The organism is Elusimicrobiota bacterium, from assembly GCA_016721625.1.
In the GTDB taxonomy this organism is placed as follows: domain Bacteria; phylum Elusimicrobiota; class Elusimicrobia; order FEN-1173; family FEN-1173; genus JADKHR01.
In genome coordinates, this window is sequence record JADKHR010000001.1 from 437,623 (window position 1) to 459,333 (window position 21,711).

Annotated in this window: 26 protein-coding genes and 1 pseudogene; 23 read left to right on the top strand and 4 right to left on the bottom strand. The window is 59.0% G+C overall.

What is annotated here, in order from left to right; all coding sequences use genetic code 11:
• Window positions 1-77: 77 nt before the first annotated feature.
• From IPP35_01800 to IPP35_01855, 12 genes and pseudogenes are all read left to right on the top strand, one after another.
• Window positions 78-650 (top strand): hypothetical protein, encoded by a 573-nt coding sequence (locus IPP35_01800; protein ID MBL0057865.1) that lies wholly within the window; start codon window positions 78-80, stop codon window positions 648-650.
• Window positions 647-829, top strand: a complete 183-nt coding sequence (locus IPP35_01805) for a hypothetical protein (protein MBL0057866.1) — start codon at window positions 647-649, stop codon at window positions 827-829. Before IPP35_01800 ends, IPP35_01805 begins: the two co-directional genes overlap by 4 nt.
• Window positions 826-2,643 carry a hypothetical protein gene (locus tag IPP35_01810; GenBank protein ID MBL0057867.1) on the top strand — a complete coding sequence of 606 codons (1,818 nt, stop codon included), beginning with the start codon at window positions 826-828 and terminating at the stop codon, window positions 2,641-2,643. The genes IPP35_01805 and IPP35_01810 overlap by 4 nt, the downstream gene beginning before the upstream one ends.
• 93 nt (window positions 2,644-2,736) lie before the next feature.
• A complete protein-coding gene (locus IPP35_01815) occupies window positions 2,737-4,269 on the top strand; it encodes a fibronectin type III domain-containing protein (GenBank protein MBL0057868.1) in 1,533 nt (510 codons plus the stop codon).
• A gap of 47 nt (window positions 4,270-4,316) precedes the next feature.
• The gene (locus IPP35_01820) at window positions 4,317-4,862 is read left to right on the top strand and encodes a gliding motility-associated C-terminal domain-containing protein (protein MBL0057869.1); all 546 of its coding nucleotides are present in this window, start codon (window positions 4,317-4,319) and stop codon (window positions 4,860-4,862) included.
• A complete protein-coding gene (locus IPP35_01825; protein MBL0057870.1) occupies window positions 4,859-5,809 on the top strand; it encodes a hypothetical protein in 951 nt (316 codons plus the stop codon). Before IPP35_01820 ends, IPP35_01825 begins: the two co-directional genes overlap by 4 nt.
• Window positions 5,796-6,800, top strand: coding sequence for an OmpA family protein (locus tag IPP35_01830; GenBank protein ID MBL0057871.1), 1,005 nt, complete (start codon window positions 5,796-5,798; stop codon window positions 6,798-6,800). The genes IPP35_01825 and IPP35_01830 overlap by 14 nt, the downstream gene beginning before the upstream one ends.
• 466 nt (window positions 6,801-7,266) lie before the next feature.
• On the top strand, window positions 7,267-7,437 hold the full coding sequence (locus IPP35_01835; protein ID MBL0057872.1) for a hypothetical protein: 171 nt from the start codon (window positions 7,267-7,269) through the stop codon (window positions 7,435-7,437).
• Between the two features lie 159 nt (window positions 7,438-7,596).
• Window positions 7,597-7,872, top strand: a complete 276-nt coding sequence (locus tag IPP35_01840) for a hypothetical protein (protein ID MBL0057873.1) — start codon at window positions 7,597-7,599, stop codon at window positions 7,870-7,872.
• Window positions 7,873-8,073: 201 nt separating this feature from the next.
• Window positions 8,074-8,458, top strand: a pseudogene (locus IPP35_01845) (nitrous oxide-stimulated promoter family protein).
• Window positions 8,459-8,567: 109 nt separating this feature from the next.
• Entirely contained in the window at window positions 8,568-9,044 is a 477-nt protein-coding gene (locus IPP35_01850; protein ID MBL0057874.1) for a hemerythrin domain-containing protein, read from the top strand.
• A gap of 195 nt (window positions 9,045-9,239) precedes the next feature.
• Window positions 9,240-9,566, top strand: coding sequence for a hypothetical protein (locus tag IPP35_01855; protein ID MBL0057875.1), 327 nt, complete (start codon window positions 9,240-9,242; stop codon window positions 9,564-9,566).
• Between the two features lie 61 nt (window positions 9,567-9,627).
• Here the strand turns inward: IPP35_01855 and IPP35_01860 are convergent, their stop codons facing one another.
• A complete protein-coding gene (locus IPP35_01860) occupies window positions 9,628-10,260 on the bottom strand; it encodes a hypothetical protein (GenBank protein ID MBL0057876.1) in 633 nt (210 codons plus the stop codon).
• A 389-nt stretch (window positions 10,261-10,649) separates the two neighbouring features.
• Between IPP35_01860 and IPP35_01865 the strand changes: the two genes are divergently transcribed.
• The 3 genes from IPP35_01865 (at window position 10,650) to IPP35_01875 (ending at window position 11,908) form a co-directional block, all read left to right on the top strand.
• Window positions 10,650-10,961 carry a hypothetical protein gene (locus tag IPP35_01865; GenBank protein ID MBL0057877.1) on the top strand — a complete coding sequence of 104 codons (312 nt, stop codon included), beginning with the start codon at window positions 10,650-10,652 and terminating at the stop codon, window positions 10,959-10,961.
• 80 nt (window positions 10,962-11,041) lie between these two features.
• Window positions 11,042-11,350 (top strand): hypothetical protein, encoded by a 309-nt coding sequence (locus tag IPP35_01870; protein MBL0057878.1) that lies wholly within the window; start codon window positions 11,042-11,044, stop codon window positions 11,348-11,350.
• A gap of 309 nt (window positions 11,351-11,659) precedes the next feature.
• Window positions 11,660-11,908, top strand: coding sequence for a hypothetical protein (locus tag IPP35_01875; GenBank protein ID MBL0057879.1), 249 nt, complete (start codon window positions 11,660-11,662; stop codon window positions 11,906-11,908).
• A 68-nt stretch (window positions 11,909-11,976) separates the two neighbouring features.
• Here the strand turns inward: IPP35_01875 and IPP35_01880 are convergent, their stop codons facing one another.
• Both IPP35_01880 and IPP35_01885 read right to left on the bottom strand, forming a co-directional pair.
• Window positions 11,977-13,383, bottom strand: a complete 1,407-nt coding sequence (locus IPP35_01880) for a class I SAM-dependent methyltransferase (protein ID MBL0057880.1) — start codon at window positions 13,381-13,383, stop codon at window positions 11,977-11,979.
• Entirely contained in the window at window positions 13,380-13,604 is a 225-nt protein-coding gene (locus IPP35_01885; GenBank protein MBL0057881.1) for a hypothetical protein, read from the bottom strand. Before IPP35_01885 ends, IPP35_01880 begins: the two co-directional genes overlap by 4 nt.
• Window positions 13,605-13,734: 130 nt before the next feature.
• Between IPP35_01885 and IPP35_01890 the strand changes: the two genes are divergently transcribed.
• Entirely contained in the window at window positions 13,735-14,322 is a 588-nt protein-coding gene (locus IPP35_01890; protein ID MBL0057882.1) for a methyl-accepting chemotaxis protein, read from the top strand.
• 29 nt (window positions 14,323-14,351) lie between these two features.
• Here the strand turns inward: IPP35_01890 and IPP35_01895 are convergent, their stop codons facing one another.
• Window positions 14,352-15,974, bottom strand: coding sequence for a hypothetical protein (locus IPP35_01895; GenBank protein ID MBL0057883.1), 1,623 nt, complete (start codon window positions 15,972-15,974; stop codon window positions 14,352-14,354).
• A 281-nt stretch (window positions 15,975-16,255) separates the two neighbouring features.
• Here IPP35_01895 and IPP35_01900 point away from each other — a divergent pair, with 281 nt between their 5' ends.
• The 7 genes from IPP35_01900 (at window position 16,256) to IPP35_01930 (ending at window position 21,451) form a co-directional block, all read left to right on the top strand.
• A complete protein-coding gene (locus IPP35_01900) occupies window positions 16,256-17,932 on the top strand; it encodes a VCBS repeat-containing protein (GenBank protein MBL0057884.1) in 1,677 nt (558 codons plus the stop codon).
• Between the two features lie 32 nt (window positions 17,933-17,964).
• The gene (locus tag IPP35_01905) at window positions 17,965-18,939 is read left to right on the top strand and encodes a hypothetical protein (GenBank protein MBL0057885.1); all 975 of its coding nucleotides are present in this window, start codon (window positions 17,965-17,967) and stop codon (window positions 18,937-18,939) included.
• On the top strand, window positions 18,929-19,354 hold the full coding sequence (locus IPP35_01910) for a hypothetical protein (protein ID MBL0057886.1): 426 nt from the start codon (window positions 18,929-18,931) through the stop codon (window positions 19,352-19,354). The genes IPP35_01905 and IPP35_01910 overlap by 11 nt, the downstream gene beginning before the upstream one ends.
• A 37-nt stretch (window positions 19,355-19,391) precedes the next feature.
• Window positions 19,392-19,634 carry a hypothetical protein gene (locus IPP35_01915; GenBank protein MBL0057887.1) on the top strand — a complete coding sequence of 81 codons (243 nt, stop codon included), beginning with the start codon at window positions 19,392-19,394 and terminating at the stop codon, window positions 19,632-19,634.
• A 307-nt stretch (window positions 19,635-19,941) separates the two neighbouring features.
• Window positions 19,942-20,574, top strand: coding sequence for a heme-copper oxidase subunit III (locus IPP35_01920; protein MBL0057888.1), 633 nt, complete (start codon window positions 19,942-19,944; stop codon window positions 20,572-20,574).
• A 17-nt stretch (window positions 20,575-20,591) separates the two neighbouring features.
• Window positions 20,592-20,843, top strand: coding sequence for a cytochrome C oxidase subunit IV family protein (locus IPP35_01925; GenBank protein ID MBL0057889.1), 252 nt, complete (start codon window positions 20,592-20,594; stop codon window positions 20,841-20,843).
• Window positions 20,840-21,451, top strand: coding sequence for an SCO family protein (locus IPP35_01930; protein MBL0057890.1), 612 nt, complete (start codon window positions 20,840-20,842; stop codon window positions 21,449-21,451). The genes IPP35_01925 and IPP35_01930 overlap by 4 nt, the downstream gene beginning before the upstream one ends.
• The last annotated feature ends 260 nt before the right edge of the window (window positions 21,452-21,711 follow it).

Sequence of the window (21,711 nt, forward strand, 5' to 3'; positions counted from 1 at the left end):
CTTGGATTGGGGTGGTATTTTCCCTGACATTTTACGGGGTTGGGACCGGTTTTGCCCTTGTGGATGGGCAAAACGCCTTGAACGCGTTGGGAGAGTTGAGTTCTTTGGACGCGGTGTTGTACACCAAAAACGGGTTGAACAACGGGCCGAACACGCGGGGGTTGAACGGGGCCCAGGACGTGGCGCTGGACGTCGCGGGGCATCGGCTGTTCGTTTCAGATTCCGTCAACAACCGGGTGTTGGTCTTCAACCTGGACGGGTCCAACACCCTGGTGGACCGGGTGGCGGACAACGTGTTGGGGCAGGCGGATTTTGATAGCAACGGAGCGGCGGTCGCCAAGGCGCGGTTGAGCGCGCCCAGGGGGTTGGCCTACGACTCGGCGGGCCAGAGGCTGTTCGTGGCGGATTACACCAACAACCGTGTGATCGTCTACGACGTCGCGGCCGTCACCAACGGAGAGAACGCCGTCGGCGTATTGGGGCAGGCCAACTTCACCACCGGAACCGCCGCCACGGCCCAGAACCGGTTGAGGAACCCACGGGGACTGGCCTACCAGGCGGGGACGAACCGGCTTTGCGTGGGGACTTCACGAACAATCGCGTCATCGTCTACGACGTCGCGGTTGTCACCAACGGCGAAAACGCCGTGAACGTGTTGGGCCAGGCGCTCTACACCACCAATACCGCGGCCACCACCCAGGCGGGACTCCGCGGACCCAGCGGCGTCGCCTTCGATTCGGGAACCAGCCGGTTGTTCGTGGCCGATGCGACGAATAACCGGGTTTTGGTTTTGACCTCCTGGCGACAACAAACGGCGAGAACGCCGTGAACGTGTTGGGCCAAACCCTCTTCACCGCGAGCGTCGCCGCCACCACCCAAGCCGGCCTTCGCGCCCCGGCAGGGGTTCTCTACGACGGGGCGGGTCGGTTGTTCATCGGCGACACGGGGAACCACCGTGTGGTCGTGCAGAGCATGGGAGCGATCGCGGACGGGCAGAATGCCGCCAACGTTTTAGGGCAGGCCAATTTCACCTCCGGCGCGGCCGCCGCCGCCCAGAACCGCATGTCCAGCCCCGTCGGGGCCGCCTTCGACGCCGCCAACAGCCGCCTCTTCATCGCCGACAGCGGAAATAACCGCGGTTTGGTTCACCCCACAGGAGCCATCGCCAACGGCCAAAACGCCTCGGACGGGCTGGGGGAGTTGAGTTCTTTGGACGCGGTGTTGTACACCAAAAATGGGTTGAACAACGGGCCGAACACGCGGGGGTTGAACGGGGCCCAGGACGTGGCGCTGGACGTCGCGGGGCATCGGCTGTTCGTTTCAGATTCCGTCAACAACCGGGTGCTGGTCTTCAACCTGGACGGGTCCAACACCCTGGTCGACCGGGTGGCGGACAACGTGTTGGGGCAGGCGGATTTTGATAGCAACGGAGCGGCGGTCGCCCAGGCGCGGTTGAGCGCGCCCAGGGGGTTGGCCTACGACTCGGCGGGCCAGAGGCTGTTTGTGGCGGATTACACCAACAACCGTGTGATCGTCTACGACGTCGCGGCCGTCACCAACGGCGAGAACGCCGTCGGCGTATTGGGGCAGGCCAACTTCACCACCGGAACCGCCGCCACGGCCCAGAACCGGTTGAGGAACCCACGGGGACTGGCCTACCAGGCGGGGACGAACCGGCTTTTCGTGGGGGACTTCACGAACAATCGCGTCATCGTCTACGACGTCGCGGTTGTCACCAACGGCGAAAACGCCGTGAACGTGTTGGGCCAGGCGCTCTACACCACCAATACCGCGGCCACCACCCAGGCGGGACTCCGCGGACCCAGCGGCGTCGCCTTCGATTCGGGAACCAGCCGGTTGTTCGTGGCCGATGCGACGAATAACCGGGTTTTGGTTTTTGACCTCCTGGCGACAACAAACGGCGAGAACGCCGTGAACGTGTTGGGCCAAACCCTCTTCACCGCGAGCGTCGCCGCCACCACCCAAGCCGGCCTTCGCGCCCCGGCAGGGGTTCTCTACGACGGGGCGGGTCGGTTGTTCATCGGCGACACGGGGAACCACCGTGTGGTCGTGCAGAGCATGGGAGCGATCGCGGACGGGCAGAATGCCGCCAACGTTTTAGGGCAGGCCAATTTCACCTCCGGCGCGGCCGCCGCCGCCCAGAACCGCATGTCCAGCCCCGTCGGGGCCGCCTTCGACGCCGCCAACAGCCGCCTCTTCATCGCCGACATCGGAAATAACCGCGGTTTGGTTCACGACGGATCGGGCGGACCGCCAGCCGCTCCGTCTTCCGGGTCCTTTTCCGGCCGAACCACCGTCTCCTCTTCAGCCACCTGGACTTCTTCGCTGGGGGCCGCCACCTACACCCTTTCTATTTCGACTTTGCCCGCCAACCCGCCCACGGTGGTGGCAGGGTCCAGCACCACGGTTTTGACCTCGGGAACCGTGGCAGGGCTTTTGCCGAACACGACCTACTACGGGTTCGCCCGCGCGTGCAACGGATTCGGCTGTTCTATTTACACAGCGCTCGGCTCCACGGCCACCTTGGCCAATATCCCGGTGGCGTTGTCGACGGCCGCGCTCGATTCGACCTCCGCCACTCTCGCCGGGGGGGCCAACGGGAACCCCCGCGATACCTCTTAGCGGTTGGAACAGGACACGGGAAGCGAGGGGCCTTTTTGCGCTCGCGGCTTCCACTATTGGCGTGAGCGCCGCGGCCACGGGCTTTCGCCTGGCGTGAACGCCTGTTTCCGCGCGGCCGCTGTGGATCGAGCGGGGACTTTGACCTCTTTCACCTCCCCGCTCTGCGTGGTTCCGCCCTTCACGCCGCCGGGCGCGGGCTCTCTTTCCGTCCTAGGGACCGATACCCTTTCCGGCAGTTGGCTCTCCGCCCCGGGGGCGACCTATTACGTTTTGCGGGTGTCCACGAATCCGGACAATCCGCCGGTGCTCGTGGCGGGGTCCAGCAACACCGTTTTGACTTCGGGGAACATTTCTTCGCTCCTCCCGAACACCACCTACTACGGCTTCGTTACCGCGTGCAACGGATTCGGCTGTTCTATTTACACAGCGCTCGGCTCCACGGCCACCTTGGCCAATATCCCGGTGGCGTTGTCCACGGCCGCGCTCGATTCGACCTCCGCCACTCTCGCCTGGGGTGCCAACGGGAACCCCCTCGATACCTCTTATCGGTTGGAACAGGCCACGGGAATCGCGGGGCCTTTTGCGCTCGCGGCTTCCACTATTGGCGTGAGCGCCGCGGCCACGGGGCTTTCGCCTGGCGTGAACGCCTGTTTCCGCGTGGCCGCTGTGGATCGAGCGGGGACTTTGACCTCTTTCACCTCCCCGCTCTGCGTGGTTCCGCCCTTCACGCCGCCGGGCGCGGGCTCTCTTTCCGTCCTAGGGACCGATACCCTTTCCGGCAGTTGGCTCTCCGCCCCGGGGGCGACCTATTACGTTTTGCGGGTGTCCACGAATCCGGACAATCCGCCGGTGCTCGTGGCGGGGTCCAGCACGACCGTGTTGACGACGGGAAACATTTCTTCGCTCCTGCCCAACACCACCTACTACGGCTTCGTGAACGGGTGCAACGGAGCCGGTTGTAGTTCAGATACCGGGTTGGGGTTGGCGGTCTCCTTTGCCGCCGCACCGATCGCGTTGTCCACCACGGGAGTGACGGCTGTTTCCGTGTCGTTTGGGTTTGGCGCCAACGGGAACCCGTCGGGGACGCTGTTTGAAATTGAAAGGGCCACGGACGGCGTTTCTTTCGCGCTGACCCTCGTGACGGCGTCCCCCGCGGCGACCATCGGCGGGCTTGCGCCGGGGGGATCCTATAGCTTTCGGGTTCGCGCGGTTAACCACGCGGGACTGGCCAGCGGTTACTCCAACACCGTCTTGGTCGTTACCCCGAGCACGGCCCCGTCGGTTCCGGTGAATCTGCGGGGAACGGCCGGGAGCGGGACCTTGACCTACGACTGGAACCCCGTTGGGACCGATACGGCGGGGACTCCTTGGCCGCCGTTCACGGTGGTGACCTACGAGGTTTCCGACGCCAACGACCCCTCAGGGCCCTTCGCCGTTGTCGCCCTGACGACGGTTCCGTTCCACGGGCCGGTGGCGTCGGCAGGAGCGGAACGGTATGTTCGGGTGAGGGCAGAGGCCCAAACGCTCTTCTCCTCCGTGACGCCGGTCATCGATAACGTGGGAGCGGGGCGGTACGTCTACCCCTCCCCGGCGGGAACCGTGGTCGTGACACCCCAGGGCTCTTGACCGGGGTGGGGGGCCCCCTTCATCGGGTTTCTTTGACGGCTGGGCCTTTGACAGACGGAGCGGTGGCGGCGGTGGACCTTGCCGTGCTTGATTCGAGTTCCAGCCTTTCGGCCGGCGATGTGGTTTTTTCGCCCGCGGCGGAGGTTCGCTTACCGCTGGCCGGGGCCGCCGGGGAAAGGCCGGTGGAGTTTTTTAACGGGACGGGCTGGTTTCTCGCGGGCACCGCCCAGGTCGATGGGGCTGGAGCGGCGCGGTTCAATGCGGGCCGGACCGGTTCCTACCGACTCACCGGAGCGACCAGCGATTCGCTGATTCAGTCCGTGGCGCCCCGGGTGTTTTCGCCCAACGGTGACGGACGCAACGACGTCACGGTGATCCGGGTCGACAACCCCACCGGGCTTCCGGCGGGGGGATCGGTTTACGATGTGGATGGCGCCCGCGTGGCGGATTTGACCCCGGGCCCGGCCCCGGGCTTAAGCCTGTTGTGGGACGGGCGGCACGACGCCGGTCAACCCGCGGCGAGCGGGGTGTACCTTTACCAAGTCACCGTCGGCGACCGGCGCGCCACGGGGACGGTGGTGGTCGTGCGATGAAACGGCTCCTGCCGTGGGCCCTGTTTTTGGCGACGAGCCCCGCCTGGGGGGCTTTCGCGGAATCGGTCACCGGGGGGCGGGCCGCGGCCTTGGACGGGGCCCTCACCGCGGCGCCGGGGGACGTGTTCTCCTTGTATTACAACCCTGCCGGGTTGATGGACCTCGCGGAACCGGAGGCGGGACTTTATTACGGCCGACTTTTTAAGGGTATTTCGGATGGATCCAACATCAGCCGTTCCTTTTTCGGGTGGGCATCGCCCTTTCGGGGGGCGGCCCTGGGGGTGAGTTACGGGGCGTACGGCTTGGACCGCCTCTACACGGAGGAAACCGTTTCCGTCGCCTACGCCCGCCGCCTGGGTCCGAACGCCCGCTGGGGTGCCACCCTCAAACATTTCCGGCGAAACGTCGGCCACGACGCCACGACGGATTCCGCCATCGATCCGCTGTCCGGGACTAGTTTCGGGGCGGAAGATCCCGTTTATTCGTCGGGAAAGTCGGCGGAGGCCTGGGACGTTGATGGGGGAGCCCTGTGGCGCCTGGACCCCCGATGGAGAGTAGGGGTGTTCGCGACGAACCTGTTGGGAGCGGATGTGGGGTTGGCGTCCGAGGATAGGGTACCGCAGATGCTCAAAGGCGGCGCCTCCTACGACGGGCCGTGGGGACGGGTGGTTTTGGATCTCTCCCGGCGAGGGCGGGCGGGAGGGGAACAGACGCGCGTTCACGGGGGATTGGAGAAATCGCTGAACCGGTTCGCCGTGCGATGCGGGGGCGGTTTTGGGGAAAACAATTACGCCCGGGTGGCGGCCGGGTTTTCGGCGCGGGTTCGAAGGCTTCGGTTCGATTACGGGTTTTGGTTTCCCCTGGGGGGGGTGAAGGATACTTCCGGGAGCCATCAGGTGTCCTTTGTTCTCGGGTTTGGATCGGAGGAAAAACGTGCGGCCCCGTAAAACACCCGCCCTGCTCGCTGCCTGGGCGTTGGCGTTCGGAAACGGCGCCTGGGGCGCGGAGGATTTGAGGGGGCGGTGGGGGATTGAAGCGGACCTTTCCGGCGCCGTGGGGTTGCTTACCGAAACCGTTCGGAACGATGGGCGGACCGGCGCCGCGCCCGGGGTTTTGGTGCGTTTCGGCGACAACGGGGACTGGGAGACGGGGTTTGGTTACAACGTGATTTCGCTTCACGAGGGGATTCGCTTGCGGCCCGCGACCCTCGTCGGCACCCGACGATTTCCCAAACGGGGAGCGTGGACGCCCTATGTTCGCCTGGGAGGAGGGATCAGCTCAGACCAAAGCGCCGGGGCTATGAACAGGATGGCCTTTCGCGCCGGCGCGGGGGCCGAACGGTTTCTGAACCGCCGATGGGCGGTGGGGGCCAAGACGGAATGCTGGGTGTCGCCGCGTTCCGGCGGGGTCGGGGAGGATATGGTTCTTTTGACGGCCGGCCTGACTTTGGCACTGGCCTTTGAACGAGAAAATGACGCCCGGGTGGAACCGGACGCCCAAAAGGAAGAGACGAAACCGACCGGCCCTGTTCCCGAAACGATCGCGCCCGCGCCGATCGCTGCCACGGAAAAAGAAAAACGTCCCCCGGAAACCCAGGTATATTTCCGTTCGGAAAAATGGAAACCGAGTTCGACCCAAACTGAGCGAAACTCCGCCGACTGGGAGGGGGCGGCCCTTTTCCTGGCCCGACACCCCGAAGCTCGGGTGGAAGTCCATGGGCACGCCGACGCTCGGGGACCCCAGGAGTTTAACCGGGCCCTCTCGCAACGACGAGCGGAAGCCGTGCGGGACCTTCTGGCGAACCGCTGGGGATTGGAGCCCGAACGCATTTCCGTTTACGCCCACGGGAGCAGCCAACCCGTGGCCGACAATGACACCCCGGAGGGACGAGCCCGGAACCGCCGGGCCGTGGTGGTCTTCCGACTCCCAGACGAATAACCCGGCCCCCTGCGCCCGTTGGATTCAAGCCATTTTCGGATATAGTCCCAACGGTTAATCCAACGCAAGCATTCCAAACAACAGCATGCTTTATAGTAAATTTTTTAGGACGTCCCCTATGGTTGACAGGGATACAACGCCAGCCCGCCGCAAGCGAAGGCGTTTCGCGATGGGTTGGTGGAACTTGATTATGCGGCTCGACGCGTAGGCCGTGATTGGGAGCCGGGCACTTTGGTTTTTTACGACGCCAGGAGCAAGAATATCTTAACAGCGGAATGGCACCCATCACCGTTCGCCGTGACCTACCCGAAAAAACAGACCGAACCCGGCAGGACCGGTTCATTGTCACCCCAACCCGCGTGGGAATTCGGGGATTTGCTGATCAAACGACGGGAGGTGGGGGGAACGACCACAGATAAACGGATTTTCCTTTCCCGGGAGGATTGGGAAGGATCCTGGGGACGGCTTGGAAAAGCGGGTGTTTGGTGGGACGGACAACCTCGACCGGATCGTGGGGCTCTCTCCTGATCAAATGATGGATCTCCTGGTGGTCACTCTGAACGGGCTGATCCAGATGACTCGCACGGATATCGATCGGTGTGTGGAAACAGCCCGGAAGATTTCGACGAACGCCTAAGCGGTTTCTGAAACGGAATTCCCTTTCCCCCTTGGCGGCGCCATCGCCCGACGAATGTCTCCTAATAGTATAATTATTTAGGGCGTCCCCCTTGGCGGTCCCAATGGGTTTGGTTTTTGTGCTAACATTTGGGCGGAAGTTATTTTTAGGAGGAAGACCATGACTGGAGAAAAAGCTAAACCGGAATCAGAAGAAAAGTGTTGTTCGGATAAAACGGACAAGGGGTCTTGTTGTTCCAGCGGGAGCGGGTCGGGGTGTCGCTGTTATCGGTTGGCGGTGTCGGCGCTGTTGGTGTTGGCGGGGTTCCTGGCGGGGTTCTTTCTCAGCCGCGGCTGTCCTTGGATGATGAAATGCGATTCCTCTCGGGCTCGGGCGATGCACTGCCCTGTGGATATGAAAATGCCCATGGACGGAACCACGCCGCCTGTAAAATAACCCCGGGAACCACCACATGCCGACGAGGAACGCTCAAAACACCTTGAAAGGCGGGAAGGGATTGGGGGAACACGTCTCCCAGGCGCCGGGGGTGACCCGGGCGCCCACCCATCATTCGTCTGGCGGGGGGAATTGTCCCGCCTGCGGGGAGTCGGTGCCACCCAAACCGGGGTTTCGCTTTTCTTCTTTGGTTTGCGGGAAATGCGGCGCCTCCATGGGGAAGAAAAAGAGTTGATTTCCCGCAGTCCCTTGCCTTTCAATATCCGAATGGACAAGCGGACCGTTTCAGCCATGGTGGCCCTTTATTGTCGGACCGCTCATTTGACTGAGTCGAAGCCTTGCGTCAAATGCAAAGCCCTTTTGGATTATTCCCATGGGAGGCTTGAACAATGCCGTTTCGGTAAAGCGAAGACGACCTGTGCCAAGTGCCCGATACTGCTATCGGCCCGCCGCGCGAGAAGAAATGAAGCGGGTCATGCGGGAGGCGGGTCCCCGCATGGCTGGGGGCCATCCGATATTGACCCTCTGGCATTCGTGGCAGAGCCTAAAGGGGGCGCCTCGGGTGGGGGGCGCGGGGCGGGGATGAAAAAACTTTGAGCGGGGGGGGAAAGTAAAACATTGCCTCTCCCTCCCCGCCTCCCGCCCGCGGGAGAGGGAAAGCGCTTAAAGACATTAAAGCTAGGTCAGGGGGGATTTTGAGCATCATTCAAATTTTACATGCGGACCACGCTTATTTCCGCGAGAGATTCCGGCAGATGGAAAAGATGGCCTTGGCTCGAAAATCGAAAAGGACGACAACCTTGGCCTTGACCATCGTCAAAGATCTTAGACAACGACACAAGACCCATCTTCGGTGGGAGGCGGAGGTTCTCTTTCCGGGTTTGGTCGAGGCGTTTCGAAAACGGCGGGTGAAGCCGAAGGATCCATTGATTCTTCGCCATCTGGAAGAGGAACATCGGGACGTTGGCCGCGCCATCTACCTTTTGGACCAAGAACTTTCGGAAACGCCCCCCTTGCCAACTTGGACCGATCGGTTTATAACGTTTCGGGATTTATTTGATTCCCACATGCAAAGAGAAGAGGAACATCTTTTTCCTGAAGCTTTGAAGCTTTTGACCCAGAAAGAACTGGAAAAGATGGCCCGGGCCAACGGTGGGATTGGTTCTTATTGACCCGAAGGCAAGCCGTCTTGTTAAATTTAACCCAACAACAGACCCTTCCCTGACCCTCCCCTTTTGAAGGGGAGGGAACTTCCCATTAACGGGGGAGGGAGAGGGCCGGTGGATTTGGGGCGGGTGGTGGGAGCGTTCATTTGATAAGATGCGGATACCACCATCGGTCAATTCCGATGGAATCAAGGAGGCATTATGGGCAAAGTCACAAAGGCGTTGGGGACTGGGTTTGGAATGGCGTTGGCCGCGACAGCGGGAGCGTATCTCCTTTATAAGAAAAATCCGAAAGTCCGGAACAAGGCGAAAGTGTGGGTGGACGACATGAAAAAAGAACTGAAGAAGGACTTCAGCAAACTCAACGAAATCAATCAGACCACGTTCAAGAAAACGGTGGAGGATGTGGGGGAACGGTTCGGACGTATGGGTCAGGTGAACAAAACGGAACTTTCCGGACTGGTGAACGACTTAAAGGATGCTTGGGCGCACTTCAGCAAAGATCTCTCGTCGCTGAAAAAGGGCTGAAACGATACTGTTTGGGGGGCCGCTCGCGAGAGGGGGAAGGCGCTTGGAAAAGAGATGAAGGTCAACCTCCCAGGAGCAGGACGAAACCAAAGACGAACATCAGGCCGCCGACCAGGGTGTCTGACCAGTAGGTCAATTGGGATTCGTCCACCGAGGTCAAGACCTTCTTCCATCGGTTAATGAAACCGCCCAAAACGATCCAGGCGCCGATCACGCCGACGAAGGCCCCCGTTCCCGTGGCGGCCATTCCCATTTGCAGGGTGGACCCGCGGTTCATCCCGAGGAAAAGGGCGCCGTAGGCGGCCCAGGTGCCGGGGTTCGTCAACACGAGCCCGGCGGGCCAGAAGATCAGGATGGGCCAGGCCGTCCAATGGCCCAGATTCTTTTCGTCTTTTTCGAAATAAAGAAAGCCCAAACCGCTCAAGCACAGAACCAAACCCACCGTTAAATGAACCGCCCCTAAATGGGCCCGGAGGGATGGCGCCGCCAGGCCTAGGCCCCAGGCGGTGATCCCGGCCGCTCCGCCGTCCGCCACCGCCATGCCCAGGACGGCGGCAAACCCTTTCCGAGCCCCCCGCAGAAGCCAGGTCCGCAGGACCAAGAGGCCGGCGGGCCCCGCCGGCAGGGAGAGCAGGGATCCGGCGAGGATTCCTTTGGCAAAATCAAAGAAAAAAGATCCCAGCAACTGAGTCATGGATGCCTCCGTGGCCTCCGGTCCATTCATCGGCAAAGAGGCCCCAAAAATCCGGCGACTACAAATCCCCGCGTTCTTCCAAAGGGCTGAAACCCCGGGGGGCTCCGTCCGTAGGATGGCCGTGGCCAACCCCTGAGAAGCTTACCGCCGGTCCCCGCCCCCGTCAAGGGAAAAATTCATCCCGGATTTTTCCATTAAAATGATCCCCTTTTGGGGTTATAACTAGATTGGTGAGCGGCGTCTTTTTGTTTTCCCCGGTTTAGCGTCTTAAGAAATTCCCCAGCAGAGCGTCGTCCCGTCCTCCCCAGCTTGCCTTTCCTGTAAAGATTCCGGGTCTCGATTTATTTGTTCTGTGGTGGCACCCTTTAAAGAGAGAGGGGGTGCCGGCCATGAGGACACGACATTACATGATTTGTGGGGAGGTCTTTGTTCCGGATGCCTGCACGCGCGGATTTCAAAAGGTCTGTGGAAAGGATTTCTGCCGCCGGGCGCGGAACGACCCCACCTATTGGCGGGACTACCGCGCCCCCCACCCGGCCTACACGGAACGAAACCGGGAGCAAACCCGCGAGCGCCTGCGGGCCTCGCGACGTGTGTTTGCAAAACAAGACGCGATGGCCGGGTCCATCGACGGGATTGTGACTTTTTTGATCGGTCGGGAGGTGTTTGCAAAACCAAACGTTATGGTTCCCACCGGGTGAGCTGTGGCATCATACGCCCATGAACGCTGAACTCTGGGCTGAAATCCGACGGCTCCACATTTTGGAGGACCAGCCTACGGATGCAAAGCAGAAATTCGCGGGGGTTCAAACCCCTTGGCCTCCCGAACCTGGTTTATCAAGACCGCTGGGCCGGCCCGGGCGTGTTTACAACGACCGTGGGGGACTATTATCAGGTCAACCTTTTCCACGTTTCCGACCCGCCCCTATCTCGCGCGATGTTTGACAATGTTTACCTGGGACCCATTTCGGTGGAAATCAGCACGGCCAACCCATCGGGCCGACTTTGCTTCAAACGTTTCAACTCCGCCGGCAAAAAAGAACAGGTAGTGTATACCATGACCGTCCTTCGAACGCGAGAGGACAATTGATTCGGACGCGGTTCACTGAAGCAAAACAAGAAATATCCAACATCGACGGAATCGATTCGCTCACGGTCTCCTGGTTGGGGGCGCCTTCCGCGGCCGGAGGAACGAATCCTGGTCCGCCGTCCAAGCCGTCGTTTCCTCCCAGAGCCTCATCGCGGAGATCCAGGGTACAGACATGAACACCGTTAGTAACTGGAACGGGCGAACGGACACGGCGGGGAAGTGGCAACGCACCGTGGAGGTTAAACTTGTCCAAGTGGCGACAGGAGTCCTCCTAAAGTTCGGGACAGCGTCGGGGCGATTGGGTATTTTTTGCTGTTGTTTATTTTCATCGTCTTGGTCATGGCGATGGGGATGTTCAATTCCGTCAAAAAAGAAAGTGAACACAGCGTTTTCAGTCGGGTCCAGGTCAACTCTCGGTTAAATAACGAGGGGGCGCTGAATGCCGCGCGGTGGAGTTTGCCGGCCTGGGACGCCGCCTCGCCCCCGTCCACCTATGTCATCCTTGTGGACAGCCAGAACCCGACCACGGTCACCATCTATTTTTTAGGAACCCCTTAAAACCGAATAATTCAGTTGCCCACGGTTTGTCGCGGAGCGAGAATGCCGGAGGAGGGAGAGAAGAAAACTCAGGCGGTCGACTTGGGAACAGCGTGGTAGAGCCATCGGCCGCCTTGGACGAGGGGGATCTTTTTTTCGACGCGATAATGGGTTTCGAGCAGCGCTTCGAAATGGGGGCGGTCGTAATCCGTGAATATGTCCTCTCGGTTTAGGAGAAGACGTTGAACCATGCTGTCCTCTTTGCCAACGAATTCCACCACGAGTTCGGCGCCCAGGGACGCCAGCCAGGCCACGGCGTCGGCCAGCGGGACGTTGGCGCCGATCACCAGGTGGTGCAGAAGGGCGAGAGCCATGACGAGGTCGGGCTTGCCTCGGCTCGTCAGCGATTTGCGTTCCCGCCCCGCCCAGCCCTGGGCGGGCGAGGGATCGGCGAGGTTCATGACCAGGGGGAGGACGCGGGTGTCTTGGGCGGTTTTCAAGCGGCGGTAGAGATTCTCCACCACCCCGTCGTCGGCGTCCATGGCGACCACGCAAGACGCGTGGTCGGCGGCGATCAGAGAAAAGTCGCCGGTGTTGCATCCTAGGTCCCACGCCAAATCCCACGAACGGCGCGCGCAAACGCTTTTGACGAACTCCTTTTTAGCGGCATAGTCTTCAGGCGAATAGTTCCGTTCGTTCGCGTAATCAGACCATTCCGATTCATGCCGTTTCACACGAAGCCCCCGGACGATGCCCAGAAGGCGACGAACGTTTTTCAGAATAAATTCCTTTGGGAACCCGGCGTCCCGCATTTCAGTTCGGATCGTTCGTTCCGTTTTTGCCCAGGATCGTTCGAGGCGCGCCTCCAGAAAAACATCGGCCAGGAGGCCGGGGCGGAAGAACTCCCACCAGGAGAAAAGGCGGGTCATTTCCTCCGCCGGTATCCCTTCCAACAGGGAACGAAGCCATCGTTGAAAGGCGATGCCTTTGTACGCCTGGAACAAAAGCGGGTAGAGGAACGTTCGGCAAAACTGTTGGTAGCCCGCCCACACTTCACCGCTCTGGTGAAGGGCAAAGGAGGGAATATCAATGAAAAGAGGGCGGGCCCCCGTCCATTGAATGTTGAAGGGGGAACAGTCCCTCAAAATAAAGTCTTCTTCCAGAGCGGCCGAAATCAAATCTAAATGCGCGGCCGCCGCGTCTTGGAGCATGCCGAAGGACCATTCATACGGGTAAGAGATGAAAGGGATGCGGTCGTGTTCTAAAACGGCTACCCACGGCGGTTTTAGGGTTTCGGGATTGACCTCCACCCGATGGGTCGACCCAATTCTTTTCATGGCCAGGAGGCGTGGGTAGAGCGGTGAAGTTGAAAGAGAATCCCATTCCTTCAACGCCCCGGCGTCCAGGTATCGACAGACGCGGCCGTCTTGATAAAACACCCGGCTACTGCGGTCCCGGAAAGATCCACGATCAAATCGAGGAGGAATCGATTTCATCCTTTTGGGGGGGATGGGCGTTTTCGGCCGAACCAGCGTTTCCAGTGCATTTTGATCAACATGAGAATTCCCCCGACCCCGGCCAGGAGGGCCTGTAGGATCATGCTCCCGGTATTGGCGTCAAGGTACGCGTGCGCGGGTTGCGGCAGAACGGCCATGAGAAACGCCGCGGTCATGAATGCCCCGCCCAAAGACGCGCCGCATCGGGCCCATTGGTTCATGCCGGCCCCCGGCCTTCCTGAATTATTTGGCCCACTTTAAGCCCACTCATTTTGAGCCCAAAAGCAAAACCGTCCAGGGGCGTCCGCCCGTGGCTTGACAAAAGGATGGATTCGGGTTATATCTAGCCATATGGTCCCCGTTTCTTCCAAAGTGCCATCGCCCCCACCCGTCGCTCTTCGGCGCCGTCGATTTCTGGTTCACCCCTCTTTGCAGTGGATCCTGGTGGGCACGATCCTTGGGCTTGTCTCTCTCGCCACCATGTTGGTATTGGGCGAGTATTACTTCAATTTCGGCCGGAACATGTCGTCCAATTTGATGGACCCCGGACTCTTTCGCCTCTTTCTGGCTGGGAATTCCATTTTGATGGTCAAGCTGTTCTTTCTCTTTGTGATCGTGTGGGGGATCGGCCTTCTTTTGTCCCACCGACTGGCCGGGCCCATCGAAAACCTGCGAAAGGCCTTCCAGATCGTTGGGGATGGAAACCTTTCCCACCGCGTCCGGTTGAGGCGGCGGGATCATCTGCAAGATGTCGTGGAGGATTTCAATACCATGACGTTTCGCCTTTCTGCCCGTTACGAGGGAGTCTTTGCGGCGATGCAGGATGTTCTTCGGAAATTGGATGACTCTCTGGGACAAACCACCGACACCGCCACTAAAAATCAACTTTCTTCCCTGCGCGAGACGGTCGCCCGCCTGATTAAAAGTTTTCCGCATTAAGATACACTTCGTTTTTACAAACCTCGACATTATTCTTGCCCCTTGGGATCGGGAGCTCCGGAAAACGCGATCGTTTTCGCGGCGGGAATGTTTTTGAACGGGTTTTGGTCGGCGGGGCAACAGCGGGTCACATCGATATGAACATACGGTGTGGCCGGATCGCAATAGTAAGACCGGTTTTTCCAGCGACCGAAATGGGTGCCGAAGTAGGTGTCGAAAATAAACGGGAAGGTGTTCACCGGAGTGAAATCCTGAGGGAGTTTTGGCGCGTGCTTTCCCGGAAGGCGCATGGCGCACAGGTTGCTCATGCGCTCGTGAATTTGGGCCGCAGAGGGGTGAGGCGAAAAAGTCAGGGTGGAAGGCCCATGGTCCGATTCTAGGATAATGATCGGGTCCGTCTTAGATTCTTTTACAATGCGGTCGATGGCGATGAGGATCCGCCGGCTGATGAATTCCAGGTTATCCAAATAACGGCGGCGTTTCGTCCACCTTTTGCGATAGCTCTCTTTTACGAAATCAGGTCGAGGGTCTCCCCCGTCGGGGTAAAAAACGAAGGGTTCGTGGGGACAGACGAAGTGGGCGAAGACGAACTTGGGCCCTGCGATGGACTGGCACCGCTCCAAGGCCTCGAGGTTGGAATAAATGAGCTCTCGCCAGCCCCTTTGGCTTGATTTTGCGAACAGGGTGCCCGGGATCGTCGGCCGGAAAAGGATGGCGCGGAACTCGTGAAGGGAACGATGGCCCATCACCACGTCCGCCCCGGGGTTGTGGTCCGTGACCGCCCAACCGGACGGGAGATGCACAATCTGGTAACCGCCCCGTTTCAGCAAGCTTTGAACCGCGTTGTTTTGGATCATCTCGCCCGGAAGGTCCCGCGCGACGCTCCCCCGATTATTTTCCCGCACTACGTCGTCCAGATACCGCATGTTCAGCGTGGCCGCGAGAGAAAGGAAGGTGATGCTGTAGTTGCTCTTGGATTGATCCGCGATTTGGAAACCGCGTTGGCGGAGCTCTTTCAAGAAAGATCCGTTGTCGAAATGGAAAAGGTTCGTTAAAACGTCCTCCCGAGCGTAGGCGTCCAACAAAATAAAAAATATGTCGGGGCGGCCGGTGATTTCCGCGGAACCCAAGGAAACCGTTGCCGCGGGAGGAATCCATTTGTGTCGAGTGGCTTGGTGGGCTGCGATGCCCAGCACAGGAAAAAAGAGCCAAAGCGCCGCGGTGAAATCCAGAACCCGGTTGCTTCGTTCGGGCGGGGGATGTCGCCAGAGGAAGGCGGCCAGCCCGCCGATGGACAACGTTCCCGCGATAAGAAAAATATATTTCATTAAAGGCTCGGACCGCGTTCCTCCCACAAAAACAAAAATGTCGACCCCATACCCAAAAAAGAAATAAAAAAGAACTAAAACCGACGTCAGCAAGGCCCCTTTCAGGAAGCTTCGATAAACAGCCGCGATTCCTACGTAAGCCAACGCCGCGAACCCGACCCCTTCCAAAACCGGGCGCACCAAGGCCCCGGGCCACAACTGGTCGATGTTCATACTGAACAAACTCGTGGCTGGATAGGCGGCCAACAACAGGGGCGACAGAGGAGGGATCCGCCCGGCAACCCGGCGGACCACCCCCACCATTCGCAGGAGGATTGGGGACATGTTGCGATCTATATACCCCCACTGGATGAACCTGTCAATACCGTTTTTAAAACAGTTCGGATAAGCTTAGACGAACGACGATAATTTGTTTCCGGGGCGGGGAAAGAAGAGGACGTCGTGTGGAAGGCCCCGACCGACCAAAAGACAGGGTTAAGCGAATGTTTTTGATATTCAGAGGTCTTCCTGGCTCCCCCATCGATCAACAAAAAGTTAGGTAAGTGTTTCTAGGTTGACATTTTCGCGTTTCGGGGATAAGAAATAGGGATAGGTGGGAGGGTTCTATGAGAAAGAATGTTTCGGGGTCCCTTCGGGGATTTGCGGGCCGCTTGGTTTTGGGGGTGGGGCTGGCGGGGTTTCTTACCCCCTCCGCCAGGGCGGCCGTGGACCCGGTCAAACTATTTAACGCCCATGTGATCAATGGGGTCGGTGGATATTACGATTTTACCGCGAGCAGTTATTCCGTTTTATGCAACGTCGTGGGCGCTGCGGCCATTGGGCCTTACAACTTGGTTCTGGTGAGCGACGGGCAAATGGGGGACCTCTCTTATGCTGGCCTTCCCGCCTCCTCGTACCTGCATTTGCCGGGTGGAGACGCGGATGATCGAGCGGGTTATGACGTGTCGCCCAACGTGTGGGCGGGAAGCGATAAAGGCACCTCGGCGCTCTTTTCGTTCAGCGCCCTCGGCAATCTGAACCCCCGGGGTTACCCCTTGGCGCACCAGACTTACGTGGGAAGCGATATCGCTATAATGGGAGCTCTATTTTCCTTTTATGGCACCTCTAAAATCAGGCTCGCAACCCCCGGAGGCGCTCCCGCTTTCGTTTACGGGGCGCAAAGCGTAAAGGTTGGCCACCTGAACTGGATGACATTGCCTTGGGGCGAAAGTAATTTTGTGGTTTTTTCCAAATCAGCGCCCGCGGCGTCGAATTTGGGGGACGGCTCGGTTGTCAATTATTTATTGGATTTTAACACAGGACTGGTGACGGCTGTGTCCGTTGTCTCGACAAGGACCAGCCTCCACAGAACGAAAAACCCCATCGGGAACCTTGCCTTTATGGATTCGGACACCGCCATGGATATTCTTGTCGGCGATCGTCAGGATTCACCTCCTTTGAAATGGTTCAAAAACCCCGGAAACGGAAACATCACCGACGCCAACTACCAACCCGTCAATGTGGCGGACGCCGATGTCTTCCATCCGGCGGCGGTTTTTGCCGACAGATTTGACAATGATTCGTTCACGGACATTCTCGTGGCCCGGGACGGCGCCGGAGCGGATCGGAGACTCACGCTTCTTCATGGGACGGACGCGACGGGAACCAACTTCACGGTTAAACACATCACGGGGTTTCCTTGGGCGGCGAGTGCCTTGGCTGTGGCGGATTTTGACGGGGACGGTCGGCGGGATGTGGTGTCGGGAATGCTCCCGGACTCGGATCCGCAACCGTCGCCCGTCACGATCTTTTTTTCCGATGCGGGATTTAACACCTGGACCCCTCAGCCCCTGCCGAGAGGCGGGCTTTTCACCGGGACCCTTTTGGACGTCCAACTGGGCGACTTGAACGGGGACACAAAACCCGACGTGGTGGCGCTCTTTTCAGGCGAAGGGCCCGACGATGCCGGGTACCGTTCGCGGGGGTTAAGCTCCAACGTGCACGTTTGGATCAACCGTAATACAGGGGGTTCGCGGAACCAATGGTTCGATTTCGGTTTGGCCGAACCGGCGCTTCCCGCGGCGGCCTCCGGGTCGTCTGGAGGGAGTCTGGTCCTTAGGCCGGGTGGATCTATTGTCCGGGTGGCCCAGAAGTGTCCGGTGGTTTTGTTTGAGAACCGTTACAAATCCCAACAGGAATTCCGAATCCAAGCCACCACCGGCCGTGGACGCAACCGTCATACGAGCACCGTCATTACCGATGGTAATGGCAATGTTCGCCGCCAAATAGAGGGAAACCGATGAGGGGGCGGGGCCTGGGGAAAAACGGGGTTACGATGATTGAACTGTTGGTGGTTTCTTTCGTTTTAAGCCTTGTCATGGTCATGGTTTTTCGGGCCCTCACCCTGTTTACCAAAGGGGCCGTTCAAATCCAACAAAAACTACCTGGCCAGAACGTCATCCAAACCGCCTACCATTTTCTTATGTTGGACCTGGCGTCGGCTTCGCGTGGGTCCGTTAACAATCTTTTGCCAAATCCGTGTTTTTTCGAAGACGACGCAAGCGCCTTAATGGAATCCAACGTCCCGTCCTCCAGCACGTGGTCCTGTCCCGCTTACCGTATGGCGGCGGATCCCGCGCCGCATTCTTCGGTGGCTTTTTTCCAATCACGTTTGGAACTTCATTCCGTGAATAGCGGAACCACGACGGCCTATGCCCTTGCCGCGGAACCCGCGGTGAAGGTCGAAACCTTTCTTTTCTCGGCCAGTTATTTTTCCAATAATATCGGAACCAGGAAAGCGGAAGTCCGCGGAGGTCCAAACCCGTTTTCCCCGGTATCGCTGGTTTACCAAGACACCGGGACCCAAACCGGGGTGTTTACAACCACGATGGGGGACTATTATCAGGTCCACCTTTTCGACGAACCCCCCAACGCAAGCGATTCTTCCATTAGTTTCGGCAAAGTGTACTTGGGCCCGATTTCGGTGGAAATCAGCACGGCCAACCCGTCCGGCCGCCTTTTTTTTAGACGGTACAACCAGGATGGGAACTGGGAGCGCGTGACGTACACCATGAACCCCCTGCCGAACGGAAGAGGGCGGTTGATTCGGACTCGTTTCCTCGAATCGGAAAAACAAGAAACGGTTAACATCGACGGGATCGATTCGCTCCAAGTTTCCTGGTCGGGGGCGCCTTCCGCGACCGGGGGAACGAATCGTTCTCTCGTAGTTCAGCTTGTGGGGCGCGGGCCGAGTTCTAGACCCGCAGACGCGGTGTCAATCAAATTCGAGGTATACCCAAATGCTCCCTAAAATCGCTCGGTCTTCAAAAAGGTCAAAACTCGCGGGGTTTTCCTTAGTCGAAGTGGTGCTGGTCATCCTCGCCTTGGGGTTGCTTTTCCTTCCGGTGCTCCATTATTTCTTCGGAATGACGAAGGCGACGACGGACTCCTGGTCCGCCGTCAAAGCCTTTTCGTCCGCCCAAACCGTTGTTGCGGAGATTCAGGCATCCAATCCTTACACCGTTTTGAATTGGGACGGGCGCAACGACACGGTGGGAAATTGGACCCGCACCGTTCAGGTCTATTATGTCAACATGGTTGGCGGGGCGTTTGTCCAGACGGCTTCCCCGACACGTCTTTATTCCGTGAAAGTGACGCTAAAAGGAATTCGCAATGAAACCATTGTCCTCTCGACCATCGTTGAAGCCCCGGACCTCGGCTGCTAAACATCAGGACAGGGTTGGGGCGATTGGATATTTTTTGTTGCTATTTGTTTTCATCGTCTTGGTCACGGCGATGGGGATGTTCAGTTCCGTCAAAAAAGAAAGCGAACACGCCGTTTTCAGCCGGTTCAAAGTCAGCTCTCGGCTGAACAACGAGGGGGCGCTCACAGCCGCCCGTATGAATTTGCCGGCCTGGAACGCGGGAGCGACGACGACCTACGACGTCTATGTGGACAGCCAGACGCCCACCACCATCACGATCGAGTGCATCGGGGTGCCTTGAGAATAAATTGAGTTCCCCGGCGGGCGGGCCGGGCCGGGTCCCGATAGATTTAGACAAGTAGACCCCCCGTTCTTCGATTGGTTCGCTGTAGAAACACCCCACGCTCTCTTTGACCTTTTCCGGAATCGGCGCCCAGCTCTCTGCGTTGGGTCGCGAGGAGGAGAAACGACTACAACGGAGTCATCCTTTCGCAGGCGCCGTCAAAACCGGCGTGCCGTTGATGGTCGGGGGGGGGGTAGGCCGCTCCGGCTGGGCGTTGCGCGTTCCGGAAAAACAAACTAATATTGTCAACATTCGCGCGAGCCCTATGACCCAGACCTCCCAAACAGACGGAATTACCCCGGACCATTCGGACGTTGGCCAGTTGGGGATTTGGCTTTTCATTCTCTCGGAAATCATGCTGTTCGGGGGATTTTTGGCGAGCTATTTTATGCTCCGCTGGGGAAATTCCGTGTGCGCGATCGGAGCGCCGGCGTGGCCCAAGGAAGGATACACATGGGGCCTGGCGCTGGCCACGACGAACACGTTGATTTTGATCACCAGCTCTTTCACCATGGTGCGGGCCGTTCTGGCGGCTGAACTTCGGAACGAACGGGCTTTTGGCCGCTTTATGGGATCGACCATCCTCCTGGGGCTTTTATTCCTCTGTGTGAAAGGCGTCGAGTATGCGTTAAAAATCCACCATGGGTACTACCCCAGAAGCCCGTTCATGGAGGCCACGCCGGGGCTTAATATATTCATTTCTTTTTACTTCGCCCTGACGGGGTTTCATGGCCTGCACGTGGTGATCGGGATACTTTGGAATTTGTTTTTGAAACGGTCCGCGCGAAAGAAAGGCCTTTCTCCCGCCTTCGCTCGGAAGGTGGAATACGCGGGGCTTTATTGGCACTTCGTGGACGTGGTGTGGGTTTTCTTATTCCCGCTTTTCTACTTGATATGAGCGAAGAAAAATTTTCCGTGGTTCTCTTTGGGAGTTTGGCGGCCCTGACTCTGATGAGCGTTACGGCTTCCCGTCTTGGCCTGGGGCGCGGGGGAACGATTGGAGTCGCTCTTGGCTTCGCCGCTGTGAAGGCCTTTTTGATCGGTTGGTATTTCATGCGCCTCCGAACCGCGGGGCCCGTGGCGCGAGGAGCGGTTTTAATCGGGATTTTGGCCGTGCTGATTTTGGCCATCGGGATTTTGCCCGATGTGGGGTTGTTGAACCGATGAAACGACGCCTTCTCTACATCCTGGGAGGCCTCCTGGCATTGATGATCGCCTTTGGGGGAATCGCCTGGAACTGGATTTCCGCCAAACGCGCGGGCCCCGAGGCCTTGGGGTGCGCGCCCGACTTCGCGCTTCCCGCGGCCACGGCGGCGGGCGCAACGACGTTGGCTTTAAAGGATCTGGGGGGACGGCCCTGGGTGGCGGATTTCATTTTCACCCACTGCAGTGGGCCTTGCCCGCTCATGTCGGCGAAAATGGCCGAGCTCCAGCGGGGGCTCCCGGAGGCGGTTCGGTTGGTTACCTTCACCGTGGACCCCGACCGAGACACCCTGGATGTTCTAGCGGAATACGCCCGGCGCTTTGAGGCGGACCCCAAACGGTGGTTTTTTGTCAGGGCAGACAAAGAAACGTTGTATCGGATCGTCTTTGAAGGCTTCAAACTCCCCCTCATGGAAGATCCTTCGGCCTCCTCGGGTTATCGGGTCACCCACAGTTCAAAACTGGTTTTGGTTGACGCGCTTGGGCGGATCCGACAATATTTTGATTCCTCGGAGGAGAGACTGGCGGAGAAGGTTCGGGGGGCGGTGCTCGCTCTGGGAGAAAAACCATGAAAGGAACCCGTGGGTTTTGGTTTATTTTTGGGCTCGCGGGTCTCCTCTCGGCCGGATTGTTTGCGCTGTTCCACGCGCATCCCATGATGCCGGTGGCGGCGAGCGCCGAGGCCCATCATGTGGACCATGCTTTTAAGGTCATCCTTTGGCTGTCCATTCCCATTTATTCGCTCGTTATGGCCGCCCTTATCTACGCCCTTGTTTTTTTTCGCTCGAAAAACAAATTGGAGGAGGGGGAAAAGTTCGACAAAAGTCGCGGC

Bases quoted from the DNA above. Each gene is read 5' to 3' on its own strand.
- IPP35_01880 (MBL0057880.1), bottom strand. From the start codon at position 13,383: ATGAAATCGATTCCTCCTCGATTTGATCGTGGATCTTTCCGGGACCGC.
- IPP35_01870 (MBL0057878.1), top strand. From the start codon at position 11,042: ATGCAAAGCAGAAATTCGCGGGGGTTCAAACCCCTTGGCCTCCCGAAC.
- IPP35_01890 (MBL0057882.1), top strand. From the start codon at position 13,735: ATGGTCCCCGTTTCTTCCAAAGTGCCATCGCCCCCACCCGTCGCTCTT.
- IPP35_01905 (MBL0057885.1), top strand. From the start codon at position 17,965: ATGATTGAACTGTTGGTGGTTTCTTTCGTTTTAAGCCTTGTCATGGTC.
- IPP35_01930 (MBL0057890.1), top strand. From the start codon at position 20,840: ATGAAACGACGCCTTCTCTACATCCTGGGAGGCCTCCTGGCATTGATG.
- IPP35_01910 (MBL0057886.1), top strand. From the start codon at position 18,929: ATGCTCCCTAAAATCGCTCGGTCTTCAAAAAGGTCAAAACTCGCGGGG.
- IPP35_01885 (MBL0057881.1), bottom strand. From the start codon at position 13,604: ATGAACCAATGGGCCCGATGCGGCGCGTCTTTGGGCGGGGCATTCATG.
- IPP35_01920 (MBL0057888.1), top strand. From the start codon at position 19,942: ATGACCCAGACCTCCCAAACAGACGGAATTACCCCGGACCATTCGGAC.
- IPP35_01840 (MBL0057873.1), top strand. From the start codon at position 7,597: ATGACTGGAGAAAAAGCTAAACCGGAATCAGAAGAAAAGTGTTGTTCG.
- IPP35_01865 (MBL0057877.1), top strand. From the start codon at position 10,650: ATGAGGACACGACATTACATGATTTGTGGGGAGGTCTTTGTTCCGGAT.
- IPP35_01825 (MBL0057870.1), top strand. From the start codon at position 4,859: ATGAAACGGCTCCTGCCGTGGGCCCTGTTTTTGGCGACGAGCCCCGCC.
- IPP35_01860 (MBL0057876.1), bottom strand. From the start codon at position 10,260: ATGACTCAGTTGCTGGGATCTTTTTTCTTTGATTTTGCCAAAGGAATC.
- IPP35_01895 (MBL0057883.1), bottom strand. From the start codon at position 15,974: ATGTCCCCAATCCTCCTGCGAATGGTGGGGGTGGTCCGCCGGGTTGCC.
- IPP35_01900 (MBL0057884.1), top strand. From the start codon at position 16,256: ATGAGAAAGAATGTTTCGGGGTCCCTTCGGGGATTTGCGGGCCGCTTG.
- IPP35_01855 (MBL0057875.1), top strand. From the start codon at position 9,240: ATGGGCAAAGTCACAAAGGCGTTGGGGACTGGGTTTGGAATGGCGTTG.